Raw genomic sequence first — 25,012 nt, 5'->3', positions numbered from 1 at the left:
ACCCCACCTGCACATTAACTTACGTAAAGTGGGATTATGATTACGCCCGCCGATGTGGCGCACATGGTATCGCATGGCGCCAAAAAGACGGGCCACCATGCCCAGGGGGAGGGGAGGCCCACAGGAGGTGCAGAGCCTCCTCTTTACTCTTCGGGCGAAGAATTCAAGCCCTCCCTGGTCCGGACGGCCGACATCCTCACCGGGGATCCGACCGGTCCCGATGACCAGTCGGACCCGGACCGACCCGGTGGAGCGGACAGCCGGAAGGAGGCGGGCATCACCGGGACCATTCCCGATGGGGATCCGGATGATGAGGGCGAGGAGGGCGAAACGCCGACACCGGCCCTGATGCCCCGCCACAAGAACGCGGCCGGGCCGGTCACCTTCGCCTCCCTGGATGCCCAGGAGCTGCCTGTGGTCCGCGAGTATTCGGCCGGCGGGCTCATCTTCGACGACAGGGGCCGCGTGGCCATCATCGCCCGCCACTCACGGTCTGGAAGACTGGAATGGTGCCTGCCCAAAGGCCATATCGAGAAGGGCGAAACCCCCGAGCAGACGGCGGTGAGGGAGGTCCATGAGGAGACCGGGATACTGGGCCGTGTCGTGGACTCCATCGCCACCATCGACTACTGGTTCACCGGGACCAACCAACGGGTCCATAAGCTGGTGCATCATTTCGTGCTGCATATGACAGGCGGCACCCTCTCCGTCGAGGGGGACCCGGACCACGAGGCCGAGGATGCCATCTGGGTAGACTTCGGCGACCTGACCAGCGTGCTCAGCTATCCTAATGAACGTAAAATCGCTTGGCTCTATGCGAGGAAGTACAAGAAACAGTCATGACCGAGGACCACCTGCGCGGGCAGGACCGCGCACCGCTGCAACCACGCGGATGCCGTCACACCCACCGATACCTGCATCGGCTGACGGCAGCAGCCTGCTCCCTCCTGGCCTGCCTGGGCCTGTTCGGCTCCCTGTCGGCACCTGCCGAGGCAAGCCAATCGGACAGGGGCACGGCAGTGGCCCGGACGGCCAAGACGACGGGCGCGGCTCCCGGCCTGCCGACCCTGGCCGACAAGGCCCAGACCGACGGCAGCCAGGAGGGGGAAGCCGACATCTCCCTTGAGTCTTCGACCCCGGTGGTCACGGCCACATCCGGGTACTCCTTCAAGGTGAAGATCACAAACAAGGGCCGGGAGACCTTGAGCGGGGGGAACCTCCTGGCATCCACCAACGCCCTCTATTCATTCAGCTCCAGGACGGACATGCAGACCTGGGCCGAGGGGGGAGCCAGAATCCCCACCCCCGATGTCTTCACCCGCCAGGAGGTGGGCGACATAGCCCCGGACCAATCAAAGGAGATCTCCGCCGACCTTCCCTCCGACAACCCCGGCATCCACGCCATGGTCGCCTGGGGGCCCAAGCCCGTCCGCTTCGCTTATGTTGACGGGGAGGGCAAGACGAAGGCGAACATCTACACCTTCCTGACAAGGACCAGGGACGGTCTGCAGACGGCCGACACCCCGCCCCTCTCCGTCACCATGGTCATGCCGGTCACAACGGCCGACTGGGCGGCCACCAAGGACTCCATCAAGGCACTGGTCAACGACAGGGGGAAGGACGAACCTGAAACCGGCGGCAAACAATCGCCCGCGAATCAGGGCGGGAGCAAAAACAACGAGGCCGAATCGTCCTCCGGCAGACAGACCTCGACACCGACACACTCCCCCTCCGGGAACAGTCAGGGGGAGGGGCAAGCCGGTCAGGGAGACAGCGGGGAAAAGAAGACCACGGCCTTCCTGACCCTCACCCCTGCAGGGGCCAACAGGGGCAGGAAGCAGGAGGACCTCCTGGCCAAGCATCCCGCCCTCCAGTCCATCATGGACCCTTCCTATCTGCACACGTTCACCGGTATGCCACGGGTCAACGGTCTCATGCAGCCGGCTGATTTCGATATCACCGCCTATGCAGAGAACGAACCCTCCTCCTACCGGGACGCAGGTGTGGACCCCCAGGCCTGGAGGGCGGCATCCGCCGGCGACCAGTACAGGCAGACAGCAGGCAAATCCGCAGACGTCCCAGGGGCATACGCCTGGCAGGGCAGGGCGGAATGGACACGGACCTCCATGGCGGAAGCCAAGCGGCAGGGCTACGACACCGTAATCGCCCCTGAGGGATTCAAAGCGGGGGCCGGGGCTTCCGCCCATACGGGCAAGTACACGGTGACCACATCAGCGGGGGAGGTCACCGTCTTATCGGCCCAGAGGGAGTTGAGCCGCCTGGCCCAGGGGCATCCCACCTCCTCCCTGGCGGGCGGCGAGGCGACCGGCGCCGGCAGGACGGCCCGCTTCCTGGCACAGAGCGCCTTTTACCAGATGGAACAGCCCTACGCCGACCGTGACCTTATGGTCTGTTTCGGCGCCGGAGAGAATCCGGCCCTGGTGGACCAAATCATGTCGGCCGCCGAAGAGGCGACCTGGCTCAGCCTGGGCGACCTGGCCACCCTGAGCAAGGCCACACCCCAGGACGATGGCGGGCAGTACTTCCAATCGGTCTTGGAGCCTGGCGGGAAAGAGGGGGGCAGCGGGGGCCGGGAGATGATTCCCACCCTCCATTCCCTGGCCACCAGCCGCAAGGATATAGACCGTTTCGGCACCTCCATCCTGGTGGAGGGGGAAACGGCCACGCCCGAACCCTCGCAGACCAGGGCCAAGTCGGACACCCAGGCGCTGGCCCGTCAGGATGCCTCCTCAACGGCCCGGAGGCCCACGAACCCGCAACCCTGGCTGGATGACATCAACAGGGCGCATGACCTCATAGCCCTCCACTCCCTGTCCGGAGTCGGATCCGCCCCCCTGCTGGCAGACCAGGCCAGGGCCCTGTCCGACCACCTTCTGGAGGCCATACGCATCAACCCCACCGAGTCGATCACCGTGGTCAGCGAGACGGCGACCATGCCGGTGACGGTCAGCAACAGCCTCCCCTTCCCTGTGCGTGCCAAGGTCAGTTCGAAAACGAACTCCACGGAAATCGTCACCGCCCGCACGGCCGACACGGTCATCCCGGCACATTCAGAGGTCCAGGTCACCTTCACCATCCGCGTGGCCACAGCAGGACAGGCGGATGCCGACATCTCCCTGATCGACCGTGACGGGAACGCATTCGGCCGATCGGGAAACACGCATATCACCAGCAACCTGCGTCTGAGCGACATGAGCGGCCTGGTCATCGTCGTGGTCGCGGTCCTCCTGGGTCTGCTCGGCCTCTGGCGGCAATTCCATCGCACGAAGGATCCGGACGAATGAGTTCTGTCGAGCGCAACTCCGCCATCATGGCTTCGGGCACGGCGGCCTCCCGGATCACCGGACAGGTCCGCACCATCCTTCTGGCCGCGGCCCTGGGAACCACTGGCATAGCGGCCGATGCCTACCAGACCGGTGCCATGATCCCCCAGGTCATGTTCACCTTGATATCCGGCGGCATCTTCAACGCCGTCCTGGTCCCACAGATCGTGCGCACCCTGAAGGAAAAGGACGCGGAAGACCGCCTGAACAAACTCATCACGGTGGCGATGGCCCTCCTGGCCGCCATAACGGTGGTCCTCATGCTGGGGACCCCCGTCCTGACGACCATATACCTGAACTCCTCCTGGACACCGGCGGAGAGGGCCCTGGCAAATGCCTTCACCCTCTGGTGCATGCCCCAGGTGTTCTTCTACGGCCTGTACACCATACTCGGCCAGATCCTGGCGGCCAAGGGGAGGTTCACGGCCTACGCCTGGAGCTCGGTGGGGGCCAATATAATCAGCTGCGCCGGTTTCGTGGCCTTCATCGTCCTCTTCGGCAATGCCCGGAACAGGCCCCTGACCTTCTGGACTGAAGAGAAGGTCGCCCTGACGGCAGGGGCCTGGACCCTCGGCGTGGGCTTCCAGGCACTGGTCCTCTTCATCCCCCTGATCATGAGCGGCTTCCGCTACCGCCCCAGATGGGGGGTCAGAGGAATCGGCCTGCGTTCCATGGGGCCCGTGGCGGCCTGGAGCCTGGGGGTCGTCGTCATCAACCAGCTGGCCAACATCGTCAACGCCCGCATCACCACCGGGGCCCCCCGCCAGGGGCTGGCGGACGTGGCCGGCAACGGGTCCTACCAAAATGCGTACACCCTCTTCATCCTCCCATACTCCCTGATAGCGGTCTCTGTCAGCACGGCCATCTTCCCCCGCCTGTCCGAGCACGTGTCGGACGGGCATGTGGACCAGGCCAGGGAGGAGCTCAGCAAGGCCCTGCGCAATGTGGGCTTGATGATGTTCTTCTTCTGCACGGTCATGCTGGCCATCCCGGTCCCCATTACCCGGGCCCTCCTTCCCTCGGTCAGCGTGAAGGAGTCCATACTGATATCCGGTCCCCTTCTCGGCCTGACCCTGGGTCTCGTGGCCATGAGCGCCTTCCTCCTCATACAGCGCACCTTCTATGCCTTCGAAGACGGCCGCCACCCCTTCATATTCGCCGTCATCTACAACCTGTTGCAGGTGGCCCTGGTCCTGGTCTCCATCCGCCTGATCTCCCCGAAGTACTGGGCCACCATGGTCGGCCTCTCCCTGACCCTGGGCTACATCCTCAGTTTCCCGGTCATGATCCACATGCTGCGCGGACCCTTCGGGGGGCACCTGGATGGCAAAAGAATCATGATCACCTATGGGAAGGGACTCCTGGCGGCACTGGCGGCACTGGCAGCCTGCCTCCTCATCAAGTCCCCCCTCACCCACCTGGTCGGCGCCGCCGTTTCCGGGCAGGACGGCCACATGAGCTGGGTGCAGGCCCTGGCCGTCTGTGTGGTGACCACCCTGGTCGCCGCCGCCGTGTACGGGCTGGTCCTGCGGGCCTTGAAGACCGAGGAGTTCATGGGGGCCCTGGCGGCTCTGAAGGGTTGGGTCGCCCGGTTCACGTCACGGGGGAACAAGATCACGGCCGTCCGTGAAGTCGGCAGGATAGTCACCAGCCGGGCCGGCGATCAGGCCACTATGCGCGGCCATGCCGCCAGGGTGATCCGGTCTTCCACCGGAGATTCCACGCAGGCCGTCATGGACGCCGCCATGGACGAGCTCAACGATGCCTTCGCCCTCACCGGGGAAGCCCCGGAGGCACCCGGCGGGGCTGTGGATGCCGGGGGGCCGGGCACTGGGAGCGGTGAGCCTCACCAACCGGTTAGAATCATTCCAAAGAGTGTCCCCGCCCGCAAAGCGGACCCGACGACCGCGCCCAGGGCGCTCGGACAGGGCCCGGTCACGGCCGGTTCCGCCAGGGCGGCAGCCGTGCCGCAGCCGGAATCGGACCCGGGCCGAGGCGGACGGCCTGAACCTGGTTCACGGCCGCAGCCCGGGAACCCGGGTCCGTCGGCACCGGACGATTCAGCCGGCCGGCGCGCGGACGGGGGCCGGGGAAACGTATCGAAGGAGAATCAGGACGCGGACGCAACGATACCGGGCCCTGATCATGATGAGAGCTTGGAAAAGATGACACCTAGCATTGGAGACACGGTTCTCGACAGATACACCCTGGTGGCCCTGCTGCGTCAGGCCCCGGGACTGGGTGTCTGGCGGGCGACCGACAAGGTCCTGGCCCGCGACTGCCAGCTCTTCATAGTCAACGATTCGGCCTTCATAGACCAGGTGAATACGACGGCCTCCGGACTGGCCCTGAGGAAGAACCACAGGTTCACACCGGTCTACCAGCTTCACACCAGGGACGGCATCTCCCTGGTCATCACCGGCTTGGATGCCGGCATGTCCCTGAGGTCTTACATGCAGGGGCCCGCCGCCAGGACCTTGAGTAACAAGGCCATCAGGACGATAGCCGGCGAAATCACCGAGGCCGGTCGGTCCCTCAGGCAGGCCGGTCTCGAGGACTACGCGGTCTCCACCGATACGGTCCGCCTGGCATCCACCGGTGTCACCCTGGCCGATGCCCCCATCTCCAGCCTCATCGAACCGGTCGGGACGGGCAGGGACAAGACCGGCCCGGATGAGGAGGAATCCACCCGGCAGATCGCAGCCATCCTCTACGCCATGCTGACCGGGCGGCCCGTGGAAAATGGCGAGAAGTACTCGCTGAAAGCCCTGCCGGAGGGGACACCGGAGGAGTTCCGCATCGTCTGCGCACGCGGACTCGGGCTGAGGGACGATCATGGGGTCCTCCCCATCCCCCTGGTCACCCTGGCCGAACTCTCCGCCCTTCTTGGCCCCTGGGTCCCCCCCGAGGAGCTGGGCGACGACGACATCACCTGGCCGGAGATGACCGGCGCCCCCTCAATCGGCAAGGTGACCCTGAAGCCGGCGAAGCAGGAGGATCTCCTGCCGATACCGGCCAGCGTCACGGGGCGGGCGACCGGAGGGCAATCGCCCCGGACACAGGCGGAACCGCAATGGGGGACCAACCAGCTCCTCTTCCCTGGGCGCAGCGAGATAGAGATGCTGAATCCCGACGATGCCGACAGCGACCTCTTCTCACTCTTCGACGAACGGCAAAGATTGGGCGGCGGGGCAGGCGGGCCCCAGCCCGGGCATACAGCACGTCCAGCCTCACACACGACTGACGCTCTGGACGTGCGGGGGCTGAGAGCCGGACTGCCCCAGGATATCCTGAACCAATCCACCGGGCGGATGAGCCCAATCAGCGGGGCGGGGGACAGAAACGGGATTCGAGGGGCCGAACAACCGGCCGGAGAAGACCCCATTGAGCATGGGTTCCCCCAATGGGATTTCAACAAGCCTGGTGCTTCGGGCGCTGGCGACGACAAGGCAGGGGGGCCGTCGATTTTCCAACCCGTCCCAGCCCAGCCCGGCCCTTCCGCCTCCCCGATGGGCGACGGAAGGGAACAGGGCGACAGCCATGGGTCTCCCGCCCAGGTGGGGCCCCTTCAAGCGGGAGGGGAACAAGAGGGGGTCTACACCGACTCCGCTGGCCCGCTCCCGCCCAGCTTCACCCCCGAACCCCGACCTGCCCCGTCTCCGATCGGCTATGCGGCCGACAGTGCGGACGAGGAGGAACTGGATGAAGATGATGTCGCGGATGCCCGCCTCTTCGGCAGGTTCACCACGCGCTCGGTGGTCATTTCCATCGCAGCCGTCATCGTCGTAGTGGCCCTGGTCTGGGCCTTGGCGACCGTCATCGGCCACAGGCCTGCATCCTCATCCGGCCAAGACGGATCATGGCCGGTCATGTCCAACGTACCCTTCCCCGGCAAGACGCAGGATGAATCCAGCAAGGCCAAGGACCAGTCAGAATCCGTGAAACATGACGAGAAGGACGTGTCGAAGGTCCCTGCCCCCAAGTTGCCTGAGAACACCGTCCCCTACCCGATAACCAACGAGATTTTCCTCAGCAGGCCCGGCGGTCTGCAGGGGTACGGCATGTACATCCATCTGAAAGACCCCCAGTTGGTCTCCCGGGTGGAAATGGGCATGCCGATAGGCGGGGGCCACGCGCAGATCTTCGTCGACTCCACCCCGGGCCAGCCCAACCAGGGAGAGCCTCAGGCCGACTTCAGCTTTGACCCCTCCGGGACGACGAAGGTCACCCTGCACACACCCAAAACCATCCAGGACCTGGTCATCTGGGTTCCCGTCGACGGCCTTCCCGGCAACCATCTCAGGTTCAACACGATAAGGGTATACTGACCCGCTGCCGGGTGACGGCCCGGAAAACCTGTCCAGGCCGTCACCCGGCAGGTCCATGGGCCACCCCGACATGGGCCACCCCGACATGGACTTACCCTGACATGGGCCCACTCTGACATGGCCCCTTCCGCCTTCGGCCCGACAAGGCCGTGAGCCCCTTCCCCGCCCTCCTGCGCTCCCTGTTCCCCCATCGTGGCCGGCATCTGTACCGACTTGGTGTGCAGTCGGCCTTTCACACCGTGCCGACCCATGCCTGTAATACAGTGTTCTTAACCGGAAATGGCGGGTTCCGTTCCCCCTTTTCCGGCACCTGCACGAGGATTACAGAAGGCGGACGGGAACATGTCGGACGATCCGAATATCGCACCCAGAGTAATAAAGAACGACCCCTGGTACGGCACCTATGCCAGGAGGGCCGAAGGCATGCGAGCTTCCGAGATTCGGGCCCTCTTCGCCGTGGCCAACAGGCCCGAAGTCGTTTCACTGGCCGGCGGCATGCCCTACCTGGGACGGATGCCCTTCGACGAACTCTCCGAACAGCTGGGCGCCATGCTCAGGGAGAAGGGAACGGTTGCCTGGCAGTATGGGTCGGCACAGGGAGACCCCCACCTGCGCGAGGACGTCCTGCCGATCATGGAGCTGGAGGGCATCAAGGACGTTCAGCCCGACGACGTGGTGATCGTCAACGGGTCCCAGTCCGGCCTCGACCTGATCACACGGATCATGTGCGACCCCGGAGATGTGGTCCTGGCCGAAGCCCCCAACTATGTAGGTGCCCTGGGGGTATTCCAGTCCTTCCAGGTCGATGTCGTCAACGTCGCCATGGACGGGGACGGGCTGATTCCCCAGGCCCTGGAGGAGACCATCAAGGACCAGCTGGCCAAGGGCAGGAAAATCAAGATGCTCTACACAGTCCCCAACTTCCACAACCCTGCAGGTGCCACGATGAGCGTTGAACGTCGACCTCAGATCATCGAAATCGCCCGCAGATACCATGTGCTGATAGTGGAGGACAACCCCTACGGCCTTTTGGGCTTTGACGGCAGGACCTACCCGGCCCTGAGATCCATGGACTCCGAGGGAATCGTCTACCTGAGCAGCTTCTCCAAAATCATCGCCCCGGGCATGAGGGTGGCCTGGATGGTGGCCCCGGCCGGCATCCGGCAAAAGCTGGTCCTGGCCAACGAGTCCGCCATCCTCTGCCCGTCCAACATGAGCCAGATGACGATCACAACCTACTTGGACAATTTCGACTGGAAGGCGCAGATCAACGACTACCGGGGCATGTACCGCGAGCGCTGCGATGCCATGGACCAGGCCCTGAAGGAATTCCTGCCCTACTGTTCCTGGCTCAAGCCCAAAGGCGGCTTCTACATCTGGCTGAAGATTCCCGAGGGACTCAATGCCAAGGAGATGCTCCCCCGAGCCATCACCGCGAAGGTGGCCTACGTGTCCGGCACAGCCTTCTATGACGACGGACAGGGGGCGGATCACATGCGTCTCTCTTTCTGTTACCCGACTCCTGACCGTATCCGTGAGGGAGTGCGCAGACTATCGACCGTGATCGACAACGAACTGGACACCGTCAGGCTCTTCGAGCCAGGTTCAGCCGATGGGAGGGAGTGACGCGATGAATGCTCATGACAAGGGTTCCGCCGGACAGATGAGTTCACCCGAAAACCGGCCCGGGGCGAAGACGCCGGGCGACGAAGCCGCCAGCCAGGCGCAGGAGGGCTTCGCGGAGTTCGACACCCCGGTGTCAGGCACTACCGCCAGCCGGGATTCCGGCAAAAGGACGGGGCGGAAGGGCGGGCAAGCCGTCGGTGAAGCCACCAGGGAGGATGTCAAGAGGGCCGCCAGCCTGATCGGAGACAGGGCGGATACGGACATTCTCATCATATGCGGCGGTCTCAGCACCGAGCGTGACATCTCGATCAGCTCCGGGCACCGTGTCCAGGGTCACCTGGAGGAGGCCGGTTGGGGGGTGCAGACCCATGACATGGACGGGAGCCTCATCGACCGCCTGACCGATGCAGCCACCCGTCCCCAGCTGGTGTGGCCCCTCCTGCACGGGGCCAACGGGGAGGACGGCTCCATCAGGGATGTGCTGGAAATGGCCCGCCTGCCCTATGTGGGTTCCCGGGCCAAGGCCTCCAGGACGGCCTGGAGCAAACCCATCGCCAAGAATGTCGTCTCCAAGGCCGGCCTGAGCACTCCCCCCTCCGTCACCCTTCCGGAGGCCATGTTCCGCGAATTGGGCGTCAAACAGGTCATCGCCCTCCTGCTGGACTCACTGGGACTCCCCCTCTTCGTCAAACCGACCATGGGGGGTTCGGCCATGGGTTGCACCCTGGTGACGGGGGCGGACAGACTCCCCCAGGCCCTGGTCAACGCCTATGCCTACGGGGATGTGGCCTTGATCGAACGGGCCGTGACCGGTACCGAGGTGTCCGTCTCCGTGCTTGACATCGGCGGCAGGCCCCTGGTTCTCTCCCCCTTGGAAATCTGGACGCCGACGGGGACATACGACTATGAGGCCCGGTCCACCTTGGGGCCTACGGAGTTCTACGTACCGGCCCGCCTGGAGGCGGGGACTTTGAAGGCCGTAAGGGAGGCGGCCTTGACCGCCCACCGGTCCCTGGGGCTGCGGGACATCTCCCGGACCGACTTCATCGTCGATGACCAGGGCGTCCCCCAGTTCCTCGAATCCAACGTGGCTCCGGGGATGACGGAGACCTCCCTTCTTCCCCAGGCCGCCGTGGCTGACGGGTTTGACCTGGCCGAGCTCTATTCGGCCCTGGCCGCCTCTGTTCTGGCCGGGAAGAGGGTCTGACGCCGCCTGACGGCATCGCATGACCATCCCACCTGCCTATGCGCCGAGCTTGTTTTGTGCCTGCCGGTCAGGATAAGACCGGCAGGCACGAAGACATGGAATCAACCATCTCCCGCCTGCTTCTTCCTCTCCAGACAGCCCATCCGCAGACGGCAGTCTTCCCCTGCGGGGCCGCCGGTTGGACCTGCTTGCCCATCGATAACCGGCCGCCCCTTTCCACCACCAGCTGGTTCCATGCCTGTGTCTTCATCCCGCCCCGCATCTTCATCCCGCCCTGCGTCTTCATCCCGCCCTGCGTCTTCACCCCGCCCTGCGTCTTCATCGTTTTCGGGCTGCCCCGCCCCTTCCACCTGCGGCGCGGTTCCCTCTTCCCGCCCTGATATGTCCTCGTCATCTTTCATCCAGAAGCGCCAGCTGTGCCAACTTTCATCTTCACGGCCGTCGATTTCATCCGTTTTGCGGCCGCCGGTGACCCTGTGCTCCGCCAGAAGCTTGTCAATCCTCATGAACATACCGACCAGAACCGCCAACACCCCGATGTTGACCAGGAGGGCGACGATGAGGATTTTGTTCATAGGCCCCACCATATCCCAGGCCGACGAGCGGAGCGTGTGGACTTGGCACCCCTGCCCCGCTGCTTCAACTGACGCAGGCGACTGAGACCGGAAGACCCGCAGGACCCGCCGGGAGGCACCCTGCGCAATCCGCTGGAGGCTGAGGCCGGCGTCATCCGCGACCGTATACTTGAAACATGAATTCTGACTTCCACGACGCAATTGTCATCGGCTCCGGCCCGGCTGGATACACCGCGGCCATCTACCTCGGACGGGCGGGCTACGCCCCCCTGGTCATAGCAGGTGCCATCACGCCAGGCGGCCAACTGATGAACACCACTGAAGTGGAAAACTACCCGGGTTTCCCGGATGGGATATTGGGCCCCGACCTCATGGACCGGATAAAGGAACAGGCAACCAAGTTCGGCGCCCGAATCGAATATGACGATGTGACTTCAGTTGACTTTTCAAATGATATTAAGAGGATAACTACCGACGGAGGAAAGGTCTATACCACCAAGGCCGTCATCATCTCCACGGGATCGGAATATCGCAAACTGAACGTGCCCGGTGAGAAGACCTATTCGGGCCGAGGTGTCTCCTACTGCGCAACCTGTGACGGCTTCTTCTTCAGGGACAAGCCGATTGTAGTCATCGGCGGCGGAGATTCGGCAATGCAGGATGCTGACTTCCTCACACGCTTCGGCTCCTCCGTCACCCTCATCCACCGCCGTGACCAGTTCAGGGCGTCAAAAATCATGGTGGATCGCGCACGTGGCAACGATAAAATCAACTTCACCCTTAATTCACGTGTCACCGCGATCAATGGTGATGACAAGGGCGTTACCTCGGTAGACCTGGTGGACACAGCGACCGGCGGCACCAGCACCATACCGGCCAATGGGGTCTTCGTAGCCATAGGTTTCACACCAGTGACCGGCTTCATGAAAGGGGTTCTCCCCCTGGATGAATCGGGCTATATCTTGGTGGATGGCGCTTCGACAAGGACCAGGGTGCCTGGTGTCTTTGCGGCGGGCGATGTGACTGACAAGGTATATCGCCAAGCGATTTCAGCGGCCGGCATGGGTTGCCGTGCGGCCCTGGATGTCCAGGAATATCTGGGTCAGATAGACAACTCCAGGATGGAGTAGTCATGTCTTCCCTATGAAGATAGGGAAGACAGAACACCACCCGCACTGGAGAAAATCCGAATCGGCCGACCGGTCTCCTGACAGGTAACGATGACCCGACAGGTAACGATGCTCTGACGGCTCATGGGCAGAATGGTTCCTTGAGGTGCACTTCATACACAGCCGGAGATATTGAATCTTCCTGCATGAAGGATTCAGCCGATATCTGGCAGGACAAGACTGACGAAACGCGTTATCGGGTCTTCACGAAAGCCGAGACAGGCGGTCCGGCGGCATTTGGACTTGCATGCCGCCGGACCGCTTTCATCAACGGTTCAATCACACCCAACCGTCATCTGTCGACGGCTTATCGGATTCCGAATCTTTCTTCCCTTTGAGCAGAAGATCCAAAATCCGGTCCATATCATCCGGGGATGAGAAGACGATTTCAATCCGTCCGTGTTTCTTTGTACCACGGATACTCACCTTGGTGTCAAAACGGTTTTCAAGGTCGTGCTGTACCTCACTGTCGGCCCAGACATTGACCCGAGGTTGTTTCTTGACTGTCTTGGACTGTTCCGCCTTCAGCGCGACCAACTCCTCGGTCGACCTCACAGAGAGACCTTCGGAGATGATCTTCTTGGCGACGGCTTCCATGTCCTCTTCCGTGGGCAGAGTCAGCAGCGCCCGGGCATGTCCCGCTGAGAGAACACCGGCGCTGACCTGCCTTTGAACAACCGGCGGCAGTTTCAAGAGGCGAAGGGTATTGGTTATCTGAGGCCGTGATTTGGAGACGGCCTGTGAGAGCCCCTCTTGCGTCAGACCGAATTCGTCGATCATCTGCTGGTAGGCGGCCGCCTCTTCGAGTGGGTTCAAGGCCACCCGGTGCAGGTTCTCCAGTAGCGCATCCCTGAGCATGTTGTCATTTGACGTCGTCTTGACGATGGCAGGAACTGTCTCCAGGCCGGCCAGCTGGGTGGCCCGCCATCTTCTCTCCCCCATAACGATTTCATAGTGCGAATCATCGGACCCAACGGTTTGAGAGTCTGCCGGTCGTTTCCTGACGACAATCGGCTGAAGTACTCCGACCTCCTTTATGGAACGGGAAAGCTCCACGAGGTCTTCCTCGTCGAAGACATGACGAGGCTGTTGAGGGTTGGGGCGGATGTCATCAATGTTGAGTTCGGCCAGATAACCACCAGAAACCGGTTTCAGCTCCCCTGCACCCTCAGAATCCACGACCTGGCTACGTCCGTTGGTATTGGCGGTGTTCTCATCCTGGCCTACCTGGGCAGCTGATTTTGGTGCAACATCGGCTGCGGTCGGCACAGATACCGCACCATCGGCTTGATTGGCAAACCGATCAGGCGCAGAAGCCCTGACACTTCCACCTGCAAGGTCATTCTCCTTGGCTGTTTTGCCGGCCTGGCTCTTCGATGTTTCACGTGAAACATCGACAACCGTTGAACCGAAAAAGACATCGCTGGGATGCTTCAATGTATCGATGGCAGGTATGCTTCGTCTGGATGAACGTCTCACAGTGGCCGATGTTTCACGTGAAACATCGGTCCTCCTACCCGCGCCGGAATCGGCGCCTTTCTTCTCGGAACGGGAACTAGTCCTGACCGGCTTGCTCGCTGTCGAAGGATGACTATCAGTGTTCTGTCGTGTCTTGACCGATGGCTTGGCTGCGCTCTTGCCGGCTGCCGCATGCGTTCCCTTGGCCGCCTGCCTTCCACCGGTTCTCTTTATACCTTCCGAGCCGGAAACGGTACTGCCTTCCATAGACTGCTGTTGCTGCGATGGACCAGATGCGGTCCTTTCCGATGCGGCGCGACCTGCTGTTGCCTTTCCTGCACCCTTCCTTGTCCCCTGTCGATCAGATGCAGATCCGCCAGTCAAACTTCGTGAGCGCAACGAAGCCGACGGACTCTTTTCCTGATGACCGCTTTTGCCAGTCCGGGTCTTCCCAGACACGGTTTCGGAGACCGCAGACTCTTTCGCCTTCCTGTCATCATCTTCACCGGGCAGCACAGGGAAGAGAGCTCCAAGACCTTTACCCAAACGTGAATGGCTTGCCATCAATCCTCACTCCCCTGCTTCTTCATATTGATTTTGTTGAGCACCTGCGCCGATCGCTCGGCGATTTCAAGAGCGGCTTCTTCATAAGCAACGGCACCGGCACCCTTGGGATCATATGTTATGACGCTCTTCCTGAAGCTCGGAGCCTCAGAGATTTTCACGGACCTCGGTATTGTCGTATTCAACACGATATCGGGGTAATGTTCCTTCACCTCGTCGTAAACTTCCTTGCTGAGAATCGTTCGCCTGTCAAACATCGTGATAAGCATGGTTGAGATGACGAGGTAGGGGTTGTAGTTTTCCTGCACCAGACCGATGGTGTGCAGCAACTGTTGGAGACCTTCCAACGCATAGTACTCAGCCTGAACGGGTATGAGGACCTCGTTGACGGAGCACATTGCATTGAGCACCAGCAGCCCTAGACTGGGAGGGCAATCCACGAAAATGTAGTCATATCGAGACGGCGACTCCAGAAAAAAAGTTGCAAGCGCTTTTTTCAAAAGCTCATTCCTGTCGGGAAGATCTGCAACCTCAAGCTCCGCCCCACTCAAGTCGATGGAGGAGGGAACGACCTCAAGATTCTCAAATTCGGGGCTCTTCACCTTCACCTCCGATATCTTGAGTCGACCTTCCAGCACATCGTAGGTTGAATCACATCCAGGACCATGCTCAATGCCCAGAGCAGTCGATGCGTTGCCCTGCGGATCCATGTCGACCACAAGGACCTTGGCACCGAATTCAGCAAGCGCACAGGCAAGGTTGACGGTTGTCGTCGTCTTCCCGACGCCCCCCTTCTGGTTTGCCACGGCAATGAAACGTGTCCGATCAGGCCTGGGGAAGTGAGCAGAGTGTACAGTCTGGTAGCGCATTGAGAGGTCGGCCATTTCCGCCCCAGTGGATCCTGACCCATCATCCGAGAAGATCCTGTTCAAGATATCCGAGGCAGACTCCATTCCATCAGACGCACCTAAAGTCTCCCCACCCATGCCTCCAGTGGGTGATCCTGTGGGTGCTTGATCGCTGGCCTTAGACACTGATGATCCTCCTTATTGTGCTAGTCACAAGTCTCCCGTTTTCGCTGGACATGCATCCATCCACATCTTTGTCCACAAGAGGTGCATACAGAGGTGGATAAAGGTTGACAACCTAAAATTCTTGCCGCCAGGACCCCAGTTGCTGATTCGGCTTGAACACTGGTAACTCAATCTTCTGCACTACACATCGTACAACAAAAAGCGCAGCTGATGACAGGGTGTGCAGAGACCGAGACAGGTGACCAAAATTGTGGATAACTTATTCTCAAGCATCATATATGCACCCCGTCCGTCGGAATCTGAAAGGCGAGCCGCTCGGTTTCATGCATCGCACTACAACCTCAGTAATGACATCTCTTACCTGCCCCTTCCCCAGTACAACACGAACCATATAAACGTGAGGCCGGCACCATACTCAATGGGGTGTCGTTTCCGGATGCTTGGCTCCACCCCGGATGTTTCACGTGAAACATCCGGTTGCTCCCGTCTTTGCATTCTGCCAATTAGACAGGGCTTCAGATGCTGGAATGAGCTAGGGTCCCTCACATCTCCCACTTCGTATCAAGCTTCTTCTTGTGGCAGCTGTGTCCAAGAGAGTGCGAGAGGTCCAAGAGACCGCCCCAAACTTAAACTGAATGACTCCGTTGCCTGCGGGCATGAGGCAAAACCCGCGACTTCGTTCATATGCCCATTGCAACCAAGCTAATAGCTTGTTAACCTCTGCCCTCAATCGTACAAGCAGCAAGTCTGAATCGTCTCAAACACAGAGGCTTAAGAATCGAGACAGAATGTTTCACGTGAAACATCCATAGCGCCACAACAGAGCACTTAAGGACAAGGGGTCAGAAGCTGAAAGATACTTGTTCTTCAGGTTCAAACCGGTCAGGCCCTGTACGACATTTCATCCTTAGAGGCTCGGTTTGGTACTGATCAATCACCGGGCGAATTGACATGTTCCAGAGATATTTGACCCACTATATCCGACTCTTCATGAGTCATACCGGTCACTCCTCTTCACTGAATGTGCTTGGCCAGATTGCGGCATTCTTTTGTCGAGCGACTCAAAGCCTTCCACTACGGCCAACATCGGCTACCTTGCCAAGAACCAATTTTCGGTGAGGGACCATATCCACTCAGCGAATCACAAACCCACTACCCGAACCAAAACTGTAAATGAGGAGGCACGAACCACCTAGGAACGACCAAGCTACCAAAATTGTTTCACGTGAAACATCGACTTATTCTTCTGACCATTTTATGCATATGAAAGGGGAAGGATCCCAGGCACCAAGCTAACCCATGTCAAATGCACGCCATGATTGAAGTCCGCCTCTGGTGTCCCTGCGCAATCATGGCAAAACCAGATACAGGCAGTTGTCGCCTTACAGCAATACTGCCTGATTGCCGCGCCTTCCTTCACCGCAGACTTGCAACAAGTCAGGATTGCAATGTTATTTATATATCTACTATATATATGGAGATATTCGCCTATTGCTGCCGATTTAATTCTGATTAATAATCAGTATAAGCACATCACCTTGGGTCAACATACCAACCTGCACTGACGGGGACCATGGCCAACCGGTGCCTGCCGGCACTTCCGAGAGTGAACGGCTCATCTGCCTTTATCAATAAGGACGACATGGGTGGCCTCCAGCCCCTCTCCCACCTCTGCCTCACAGACACGGGCATCAACACCGTGATACTTTCTTATTTCCTTCGCGGCTTTCGTGATTTCAGCTTCAGCTGACCGCCCCTTGAGTGCGATCAACCTTCCGCCAGGCACAAGTAAGGGTAGGGTCCAACCGGCAAGCTTGGTCATAGGAGCCACAGCCCGGCAGGTGACGATGCCGTAGCGTCCGTGATCGTCGAATCCACCGCCTGTTGACAAGGAGGGAGTACCGGAGTGGCCGCCATCTTGACGTTCGTCATGGCCCATGGCCGGCATGCCAGTGGTCGAACCTGCAGGGCCAGCCCCGGCATCGAAAGCGGCCTGGTGGCATCGGCCCGGCCTGCGGGAGACCCGATGTCTGCCACCCTGCCTGCTCCCTCCCGTTGGTTGCAGGTCCTCAGCGCGCCCCCGAACGATTCTGACATTGCGCAGTTGAAGCTCATCCACAACCTCACGGAGCCATTCCACCCTGCGTTCCATGGGTTCAATGAGGGTTATCAGCCAGTCAGGCAGGCAGGCCGCCAGGACGACACCGGGAAAACCGCCGCCCGACCCCACATCCGCGATGGTACGACCCTCCCCTTCGCGACCACTGTCCAGAATGAAGGGAACCAATGCAGCCGAGTTGAGGATATGCCTTTCCCAGATGATTCCCTGGTCCCTGGGGCCTATGATGCCCCTCTCCAAGCCTTCGCGGCCCAGCTTGTCACGGAAGGACCGGAGCGGCTCCAGCGCAGGCCCCAGGACGGTCTCCAGGAGCGGGCTGTCATCCAGAGGGTCCGTCTGGACGTTCCCTTCCTTCTGCGCCGGTCTTGCTTCCCGCCCTGCACCAAAACCGGAGGTATGATCCTTCACCACCTGGCCGTCCGTGCCGACAGGGGCCCCCTTGCTCCCCTCAGAGAGGTGCGGCCGTGAGGAATCAGCTTCAGTCAAAGTTCACTTCCTTTTAGATTCATGGACCCAAGCCTAATCTGAAACAGGGGGGGCGGGTCAGGGACCGGCCTGTCGCCACACAATATCCGGTTGAGGTCAGGCAGGCCCGGGACCTGTCCTCAGGCGGTACATTCCGATATCGAGAACATGGATGTCAGATTTTCAGGCCCAAAGCCCGGCCGAGCCCAAACCCGGCCGGTTCAGAGCCACACAGGTCCTGGCCGGGCCCAGCCAGACGGGTTCCGACAACACGGGTCCAAGCCGGGCCGAAGCAGGACTGGACCCGAACCAGGTGGCTGCTTGGCGCCTTCCATGATTCAAACGGGTCTTGCCGCCATGGAATGAATCAGCGAATCCGTCTCAGCCCGATCAGTCCTCAGGATCCTCGGGATCCTCAGGGTCATCCGGATCGTACCCGTCTGCGTCCTCCCCCGGCTCCAAGTCGTCCCCGTCAACCTCATCGGTCTCGGCAAGATCCTCGGGATCCTCAGGGTCGAAATCCTCGTCCTCGTCGTCCTCGTCGTCCTCGTCGTCATCATCCACATCCGCATCATCGACGGGGCGAAGACGCCGAGCCGGCTCAACAGGATGGACCCGACCGATTCCATCCTCAGGCTCCAGGGGGGAGGGGTCGACCTCCTCCTCATCCAAATCGAACTCGTCGTCCTCTTCACCGTGCCCGGACCCGGACTTGATGTACACGGTCACATAGCGTTCCGGCTCCTCGCCATGCGAGCGCGACTTCAGACCCTCTTCGCGGACCATGTCATGCACGATCTTGCGTTCGAAAGAGTTCATAGGCTCCAGATCGACGGGCTCCCCGGTCTCGCGGACCTCGTCGATGGCATCCAGGGCCCGGTCGCGCAATTTCTGCCGCTTGCGATGGAGGAAGCCATCCACATCCACGATCAGGTGGGAACGCTCCCCCGTCTTCTGCTGGACAGCCAGACGGCTCAGCTGCTGGAGGGCATCAACCACCTCGCCCTCCTTGCCGATGAGATGCTTGATGTCCGTATCGTCGTCGGCGACAATCTGCACAGTGGGCCTGTGGTTGCGGACCCCCATCTCGATATCGCCCTCGTAATCCACTATGTCCAGCAGCCCTTCGAGGTAGTCAGCCGCGATATCGGCCTCTTCGTTGAGCTGTTCGACCGATCGTTCCTGATCCTGTGGCATCCGCGCACTCCTTACCCGTGTTGACTGATCCGCTGCCATGATGACGTTTCTGCTGTGTTCCTCATTGCCCGAGGAAGGTCTGATACCGAGAATACTCGTATACGCGGGAATCGCCATTCTGCACGCGGTCGAATCGCCGGCAGCCGGCCTTCCCGGACCCGGGTCTCAGCCCTTCCTGTGCTTGCGGTGGGGCTGCTCCCTCTGACGGGAGATGCCCTTGTTGTTCCTGGCCTCTTCTTCCATCTCTTTGGCCTTCATCAGGGCCTCCTCCTCAAGGGAGGGCTCGCCCTTGCGCTCACGGCGGGCGTTCTCGCGCCTGTGGTCGCGCTCGGCTTTCTCCTCGGCGGCGGGCGAACCGGCGGTGGGCATGTGACGGACCTGGTAGAGGGTCTGCCCCAGATTCCACAGGTTGTTGGTCAGCCAGTAGATCAGCACTGCGAAGGGGAAGACGATGCCGGAAAAGATGTACATCAGGGGGAAGAAGAAAGCCATCATCTGTTGCATGCGGTACTGCGAGCCCTTCATGGCCTCACGGGGCATGTTCTTCCTGACGTTGTGGAATTGGGAGTAGAACATGGCCAGGCACATGAGGAGGATGAAGATTCCGATGATGACCTTGCCCGGCCCCTGTGCCGAGCCGAAGTTGTCGGATACCCGCAGGCCGAAGAAGGTGGTCTCCTCGAATTCCTTGGCGATTTCACGTGTGAAGGCGCCCAAGGGTTCGCGCTTCCCCCTGCCTATGAAGGGGACGGCTGACAGGACGTAGAACATGGTCATGAAGACGAAGCTCTGCACGAACATCGGCAGGCAGGAACTCATCGGGTTGGTGTGGTTCTCCTGATAGAGCTTCATGGTCTCCCGGCTCATGGCCTCTCGGCTGGCCGGGTCCTTCTTGCCCTTGTACTTGTTCTGTATCTTCATCATCTTGGGCTGGATGGCCTGCATGCGCTGCATGGAACGCATCTGCTTGATGAAGAAGGGGAGTATGCACAGGCGGACGAAGACCACCAGAAGGACCACTGAAAGGACCCAGGCGAAACCGGGTCCGTCCTTGAAGCCGATCAGTGTGAGAAACTTGTGGCACCAGACCATGACATAGGTCATGAGCCATTCAAGAGGGCGGAGGAGTTTGTAGAAGAACCCGTATATGCCCGTGTCGAAGGTGAAGACATCGGTGGGATTGTTCATTGTCTGACCGTCTCCTTGTCTGTGACCCCTGGGGTCAATCTGGCTTCCTCATGGGCCTTCGACCAATGGAAGCGGTAGAAAATCGAAAAACGCCTGGGCACGTCATCAATGCCCCCGTCGTTGAAGGGGGTGCAACGCAAGATTCGCAGCATGGCCAGCAGAAGGCCTCTGACGGCGCCGAACCGTCCTATGGCCGTGAGGGCGTACTGGGAGCAAGTGGGATAGTATCTGCACCTGGCAGCTGACAGGGGTGATATGAAACGCTGATATCCGCGTATGGCCAGTTCAAACAGTTCCGCCAGGGGTGAAGTCATGACGGATCACCGACCAGGGTCGCATCAGGGTTCACCTTGCGGCTGATGTCGTGAAAGAGGGTGCCGATTTGGGCATCCAGGGACTGGTAGGTGGCCTTGGCGGCCCCAGGTTTGGCCCTGATGACCAGGTCGCAGCCGTCCGGCAGGAGTCCTTCATGCGAGCGGGCCAGCTGGCGGAAACGGCGTTTCACATGGTTCCTTGTGACCGCCTTCCCCACTGCCTTGGACACGGCAAGACCCAGACGGCAGGTGTCCGAAGACCGGACCACCTGTCGTTTGCCGTCACCCTCAGACCTTGTATCCACCGGCCGGGCGGCATCCCGAATCAGGTAGTGCACCACCAGATCCCGGCTGCTCACCTTCCTGCGGTGTCTGAGCACCGTGGTGAAGTCACGGTGACTTCTCAGCCGTTCCACCTTTTGCGCGGATTCCGCCCTCTCAGGCAGACAGGGTCTTGCGCCCCTTGGCGCGTCTCCTGTTGATCAGGGCGCGGCCCTGGCGGGTGCGCATACGCGCGCGGAAGCCGTGCTTCATGTGACGGCGGCGGTTATTGGGCTGGAATGTCCTCTTCATAATCGATGCTCCTGGTTGTAGTCATACTCGAGTACGACTCGTCATGAGTCAAGCTATACCAAGCTACACACCGGGCCGGACTGAGTCAAACCGACAGGAGCGAAGCGGTCCGGTACCCTCCAAACCTCCACCGGCCCCGTCTGGTTACGTAAACAACGACCGGGGACTGGCGCGGAGATGGTCAGGGACCATGGCTGGGCAGGAGCCTGCGACTTCAGTTTCCGCGAATTCACCTGCCGGCCTGGTGCGGCCCGGCAGGGCAGGGTTTCCGGGGGAAGTTATGCACAAATTACATCACTGTTATTCACATTTCGACTTAATTCAACACGCGAACCTGTGGATAACTGTGCACGGTGGGTGTAACAATAAGCTACTGCCTATTGTTGTACGTGCCACACACGTGTCACGAATGAGAGATTGACTAGGGAGGGCCAGGGGATGGGTCATAACCCGCTTGACGCCACAGCTCAGGCCAAAAGGATCTGGGATGCCGTCCTACAGGTACTCGAATACAACAGCGCGCTGACACCCAGGGACAGGGGCTGGCTGGAGGACATAACCCCCGAGGCCGTCTTCGGCACGACGATCATTCTCTCTGTCTCATCAAGGGCCACCCAGGAGGCCGTCCAGGGCCCGCTGAACGAACCGCTCCTGGCCGCACTCAAGCTGGTCACCAACGAGGACATGATCCCCGCCATCAAGATCGTCTACCCCGAGCAGGGCGCCCCCCAGCCCACCAGGCCGGAAAGCGAACCCTCCTACGGCCAGGCGGAATCGTACACAGGCTACCGATCCCAGCCGGGACCTGGACAGGTCTACCCTCAGCAGGAGCAAGGCTACCGGCAGGAGACCTACCCTTCCGGCAGGGCCCCCTCACCCGCGGCCGCCCAGCAATATCAGGAGACAACACAGTATCAGGATCATGATGGACAGCCCACCCCGTCCAAAGAGGTGCAGACGCCTCAGAAGCGCGAGGAACGGACCACCGGCACCTATGTCCCTGCCACCCTGGACATTCAGACCGATATATCAGAACCCCAGCCCTCCTCCCAGATGCAGGGGCCCTCCGAATCACCGCTGACAGGAGGCTTCACCGCCCAGACGACCGGGAGCCAGCAGAACCTGACGGTACCCAGGTTCCCGATGAGCCAGAACCGGGTGGAGCGGGATCCAGAGACCCACCTGAACAAGAACGCCACCTTCGACACTTTCGTGCCCGGGGATTCCAACAGGTTCGCCCGCACGGTCGCCCTGGCTGTGGCAGAGGGTTCAGGGCAGGATTTCAACCCCCTTTGCATATACGGAAGCTCGGGTCTTGGAAAGACCCACCTCCTGAACGCCATAGGAAATTACGCCTTGGTCAAGGACCCCTCCCTCAAGGTCCGCTACGTCAACTCCGAGGAATTCACCAACGAATTCATCGACGCCCTGCAGAATTCGACGCAGGGTTCCGGCCAGATAGCAGAGTTCAACCGCCGCTACCGCCAGGTAGATGTCCTCCTGATCGACGACATACAGTTCCTGGGGGGCAAGGAAGCCACCCTGGACCAGTTCTTCCATACATTCAACGCCCTGCACGACGCCAACAAGCGTATCGTCATAGCCTCCGACGTCGCCCCCAAGAACCTGAAGGGGTTCGAGCAGAGGCTGATATCACGTTTCGACTCCGGTCTGACGGTCGACGTCAAGCCGCCGGACAGGGAGACAAGGGTCGCGATCCTGCGGATGATGGCCGCCATGAACGGAGTCGAGATTCCCAACGAGGTCCTCGACCTGATCGCCGAACGTTTCACCGAGAACATCAGGGAGTTGGAAGGGGCGCTGACCCGTGTGACCGCTGTGGCCAGCCTCAACAACCAAGAGGTCACCAAGGCCCTGGCCGAGCAGACCCTTCAGGACTTCTTCGCCACCGATGTGGAAATCAAGCCGACGGACATCATCTCCCAGGTGGCAAAGTACTTCCACCTGACCTTTGACGATCTGGTGGGCAGGACGAGGACCAAGAACATAGCCCTGGCCCGCCAGATCGCCATGTATCTGGCGCGTGAAATGACCAGCATGTCCCTGGTGGACATCGGGGAGGTCTTCGGGGGCAGGGACCATACCACAGTCATGCACGCTTACACCCGCATCTCCAACGAGATGCAGGAAAAACGCGAGATATACAACTATGTCATGGAACTGACCGTCAGGTTGAAACAGCCTCAGAATGCCTGAATGACATGCCCGGGACAGTGGACCTCCCGGAAAAGTTATCCACAGCGTTTTCCCCAGATGTGGGCAAACTCGGGGAATAACCCACTTTCTTATCGTGGATAAGCCGTGTATACCATGGGCATGAGGGCATCAAAAATGTGGATAAAATGCAATCCTGCCGGGCTTGTGGATAAATACGCTTCTTATCCACAGCTTGTTCTTGACTTATCCACATCTCTCGAGGGGCTGCTATCCACAGCATTGCAAGGCTCAAATAACTTATCCACCGTATCCACCGCCGTTATTACGACTACTAGATGAATATTTATACACTCGTAGCCATCGCAATAACTCTTTTTGCCGAACCTGATGAGGAAACCGAATGTCAGATAGAATGAGACCAGCACATACTCGGACAAGAAGGACCCATGAAAGCGGAAATCAATTCAACAGCCCTGTCGGACGCAGTGGCCTGGACGACCCGGGTCATACCTGCACGCCCAGCTTCACCTATCCTGGCCGGAATCAAGCTTGAAGCCGTCGACGGAACTCTGAAACTGTCGGCATTCGACTACGAAGTCTCGGCCCGTAACCAAATAGAAGCCGGCGTCGATGAATCCGGTTCGGCCTTGGTCCTGGGCAAGCTCCTGGCAGACATCACAAAATCCCTGCCTGCAGAGAAGACCTACCTCTCCACCGAGGGATCGAAAATGACGATCACCTCGGGCAAATCGACCTTCTCCATGCAACTCATGCCAGATACCGAGTACCCGGACCTGCCTTCCATTCCGGGTCATCTGGGACAGGTGGACGCTCAGACCTTCGTCCAGGCCGTCTCACAGGCCAGCGTCGCCGTCTCCCGAGAGGAGAGCCGCCCGGTCCTGACCAGCGTCAAGACCGAAATACAGGGGGACAAGGTGGTGATGACCGCCACCGACCGCTTCCGTCTGTCACGTTCAAGCTTCACCTGGACGCCGAATGATGCGGACATATCCACGTCCATGCTGGTACGCGGCTCCCTTCTGCGGGACATCGCCCGTTCCATAGACGAACATCGCAACGTCGTCATGGACTACGACGACCAGAATCCCACCCTGATCGGCATCGAAAACGCCGGGAAGATATCGACCTCGCAGCTGATTGACGGGGAATTCCCCGCCGTGGACAGGCTTTTTGCCGACGAGTATCCCATTCAGGCCATCATCGCCCGTCAGGACCTGGTCGATGCGATCAAGCGCGTGGCCCTGGTCACTGAGAGGAACGCCCCTATCAGGATGATCTTCTCCGGCAAGGAGGTCACCCTGACCGCCGGTGCCGCTGATGAGGCCCAGGCCCACGAGGTGTTGGATGCCGATCTGGACGGCGAGGACATCACAGTGGCGTTCAACCCCAACTACCTGATAGACGGTTTGACGGCCATCACGGAGCCCTTTGTCAGGATCAAGATGACCTCGGCGGTGAAAGCGGTGGAATTCAATGGGCAGCAGGAGCAGGACTCCGACGAGTCCATGGCCTATCGCTACCTGCTTGTTCCCATGCGTTTCAACAACTGAGCCGCAGCGGTCGGTGTCATTGAGGCAATGGCAGGCAGAAAGCGGCCTCGCCTGCCGTCCCCGTCTTCACCGGCCCTTTCCGGTTCATGAAGACCCGGCGGC

16 protein-coding genes and 1 pseudogene are annotated in these 25,012 nt (G+C 60.4%); 8 read left to right on the top strand and 9 right to left on the bottom strand.

The features are described 5' to 3' along the window. Positions 1-36 precede the first annotated feature (36 nt). From V6584_RS00135 to V6584_RS00115, 5 genes are all read left to right on the top strand, one after another. The gene (locus V6584_RS00135; protein ID WP_340468447.1) at positions 37-843 is read left to right on the top strand and encodes an NUDIX hydrolase; all 807 of its coding nucleotides are present in this window, start codon (positions 37-39) and stop codon (positions 841-843) included. Continuing rightward, positions 840-3,305, top strand: a complete 2,466-nt coding sequence (locus tag V6584_RS00130) for a DUF6049 family protein (RefSeq protein WP_340468446.1) — start codon at positions 840-842, stop codon at positions 3,303-3,305. The genes V6584_RS00135 and V6584_RS00130 overlap by 4 nt, the downstream gene beginning before the upstream one ends. Further along, positions 3,302-7,672, top strand: coding sequence for a lipid II flippase MurJ (locus V6584_RS00125; protein ID WP_340468445.1), 4,371 nt, complete (start codon positions 3,302-3,304; stop codon positions 7,670-7,672). The genes V6584_RS00130 and V6584_RS00125 overlap by 4 nt, the downstream gene beginning before the upstream one ends. Before the next feature lie 342 nt (positions 7,673-8,014). Further along, positions 8,015-9,298: an aminotransferase-like domain-containing protein gene (locus V6584_RS00120; RefSeq protein WP_340468444.1), complete on the top strand. Its 1,284-nt coding sequence runs from the start codon at positions 8,015-8,017 to the stop codon at positions 9,296-9,298. A gap of 37 nt (positions 9,299-9,335) precedes the next feature. After that, on the top strand, positions 9,336-10,505 hold the full coding sequence (locus V6584_RS00115) for a D-alanine--D-alanine ligase family protein (RefSeq protein ID WP_340468443.1): 1,170 nt from the start codon (positions 9,336-9,338) through the stop codon (positions 10,503-10,505). A gap of 101 nt (positions 10,506-10,606) precedes the next feature. On the opposite strand, the gene V6584_RS00110 is transcribed toward V6584_RS00115, so the two are convergent. Further along, positions 10,607-11,080 (bottom strand): hypothetical protein, encoded by a 474-nt coding sequence (locus tag V6584_RS00110; protein WP_340468442.1) that lies wholly within the window; start codon positions 11,078-11,080, stop codon positions 10,607-10,609. Positions 11,081-11,256: 176 nt separating this feature from the next. Here V6584_RS00110 and trxB point away from each other — a divergent pair, with 176 nt between their 5' ends. Continuing rightward, positions 11,257-12,210: a thioredoxin-disulfide reductase gene (trxB, locus tag V6584_RS00105; protein ID WP_340468441.1), complete on the top strand. Its 954-nt coding sequence runs from the start codon at positions 11,257-11,259 to the stop codon at positions 12,208-12,210. Between the two features lie 318 nt (positions 12,211-12,528). Here the strand turns inward: trxB and V6584_RS00100 are convergent, their stop codons facing one another. The 8 genes and pseudogenes from V6584_RS00100 to rpmH form a co-directional block, all read right to left on the bottom strand. Next, complete coding sequence (locus V6584_RS00100; RefSeq protein WP_340468440.1) at positions 12,529-14,271, bottom strand: ParB/RepB/Spo0J family partition protein; 1,743 nt, start codon at positions 14,269-14,271, stop codon at positions 12,529-12,531. Next, positions 14,271-15,257 (bottom strand): ParA family protein, encoded by a 987-nt coding sequence (locus V6584_RS00095; protein WP_340469668.1) that lies wholly within the window; start codon positions 15,255-15,257, stop codon positions 14,271-14,273. The genes V6584_RS00100 and V6584_RS00095 overlap by 1 nt, the downstream gene beginning before the upstream one ends. Before the next feature lie 1,663 nt (positions 15,258-16,920). Further along, positions 16,921-17,751, bottom strand: a complete 831-nt coding sequence (locus V6584_RS00090) for a 16S rRNA (guanine(527)-N(7))-methyltransferase RsmG (protein ID WP_340469667.1) — start codon at positions 17,749-17,751, stop codon at positions 16,921-16,923. An 801-nt stretch (positions 17,752-18,552) separates the two neighbouring features. Then, positions 18,553-19,086, bottom strand: a pseudogene (locus V6584_RS00085) (Jag family protein); the annotation flags it as partial. A gap of 165 nt (positions 19,087-19,251) precedes the next feature. Further along, positions 19,252-20,274, bottom strand: coding sequence for a membrane protein insertase YidC (gene yidC / locus V6584_RS00080; protein WP_340468439.1), 1,023 nt, complete (start codon positions 20,272-20,274; stop codon positions 19,252-19,254). Then, entirely contained in the window at positions 20,271-20,588 is a 318-nt protein-coding gene (gene yidD, locus V6584_RS00075; RefSeq protein ID WP_340468438.1) for a membrane protein insertion efficiency factor YidD, read from the bottom strand. The genes yidC and yidD overlap by 4 nt, the downstream gene beginning before the upstream one ends. Beyond that, positions 20,585-21,004, bottom strand: a complete 420-nt coding sequence (gene rnpA / locus V6584_RS00070; protein WP_340468437.1) for a ribonuclease P protein component — start codon at positions 21,002-21,004, stop codon at positions 20,585-20,587. The genes yidD and rnpA overlap by 4 nt, the downstream gene beginning before the upstream one ends. A gap of 22 nt (positions 21,005-21,026) precedes the next feature. Further along, positions 21,027-21,161, bottom strand: coding sequence for a 50S ribosomal protein L34 (rpmH, locus tag V6584_RS00065; protein WP_340468436.1), 135 nt, complete (start codon positions 21,159-21,161; stop codon positions 21,027-21,029). Positions 21,162-21,599: 438 nt separating this feature from the next. Between rpmH and dnaA the strand changes: the two genes are divergently transcribed. Further along, complete coding sequence (gene dnaA, locus V6584_RS00060; RefSeq protein ID WP_340468435.1) at positions 21,600-23,378, top strand: chromosomal replication initiator protein DnaA; 1,779 nt, start codon at positions 21,600-21,602, stop codon at positions 23,376-23,378. A 407-nt stretch (positions 23,379-23,785) separates the two neighbouring features. Next, positions 23,786-24,910: a DNA polymerase III subunit beta gene (gene dnaN, locus V6584_RS00055; protein ID WP_340468434.1), complete on the top strand. Its 1,125-nt coding sequence runs from the start codon at positions 23,786-23,788 to the stop codon at positions 24,908-24,910. The last annotated feature ends 102 nt before the right edge of the window (positions 24,911-25,012 follow it).

Origin of the sequence: Bifidobacterium favimelis, from assembly GCF_037963085.1 — a bacterium.
Classification (GTDB): domain Bacteria; phylum Actinomycetota; class Actinomycetes; order Actinomycetales; family Bifidobacteriaceae; genus Bombiscardovia; species Bombiscardovia favimelis.
Note: the sequence above shows the minus strand (reverse complement) of the source record. Positions and strands in the feature narration are given on the sequence as shown.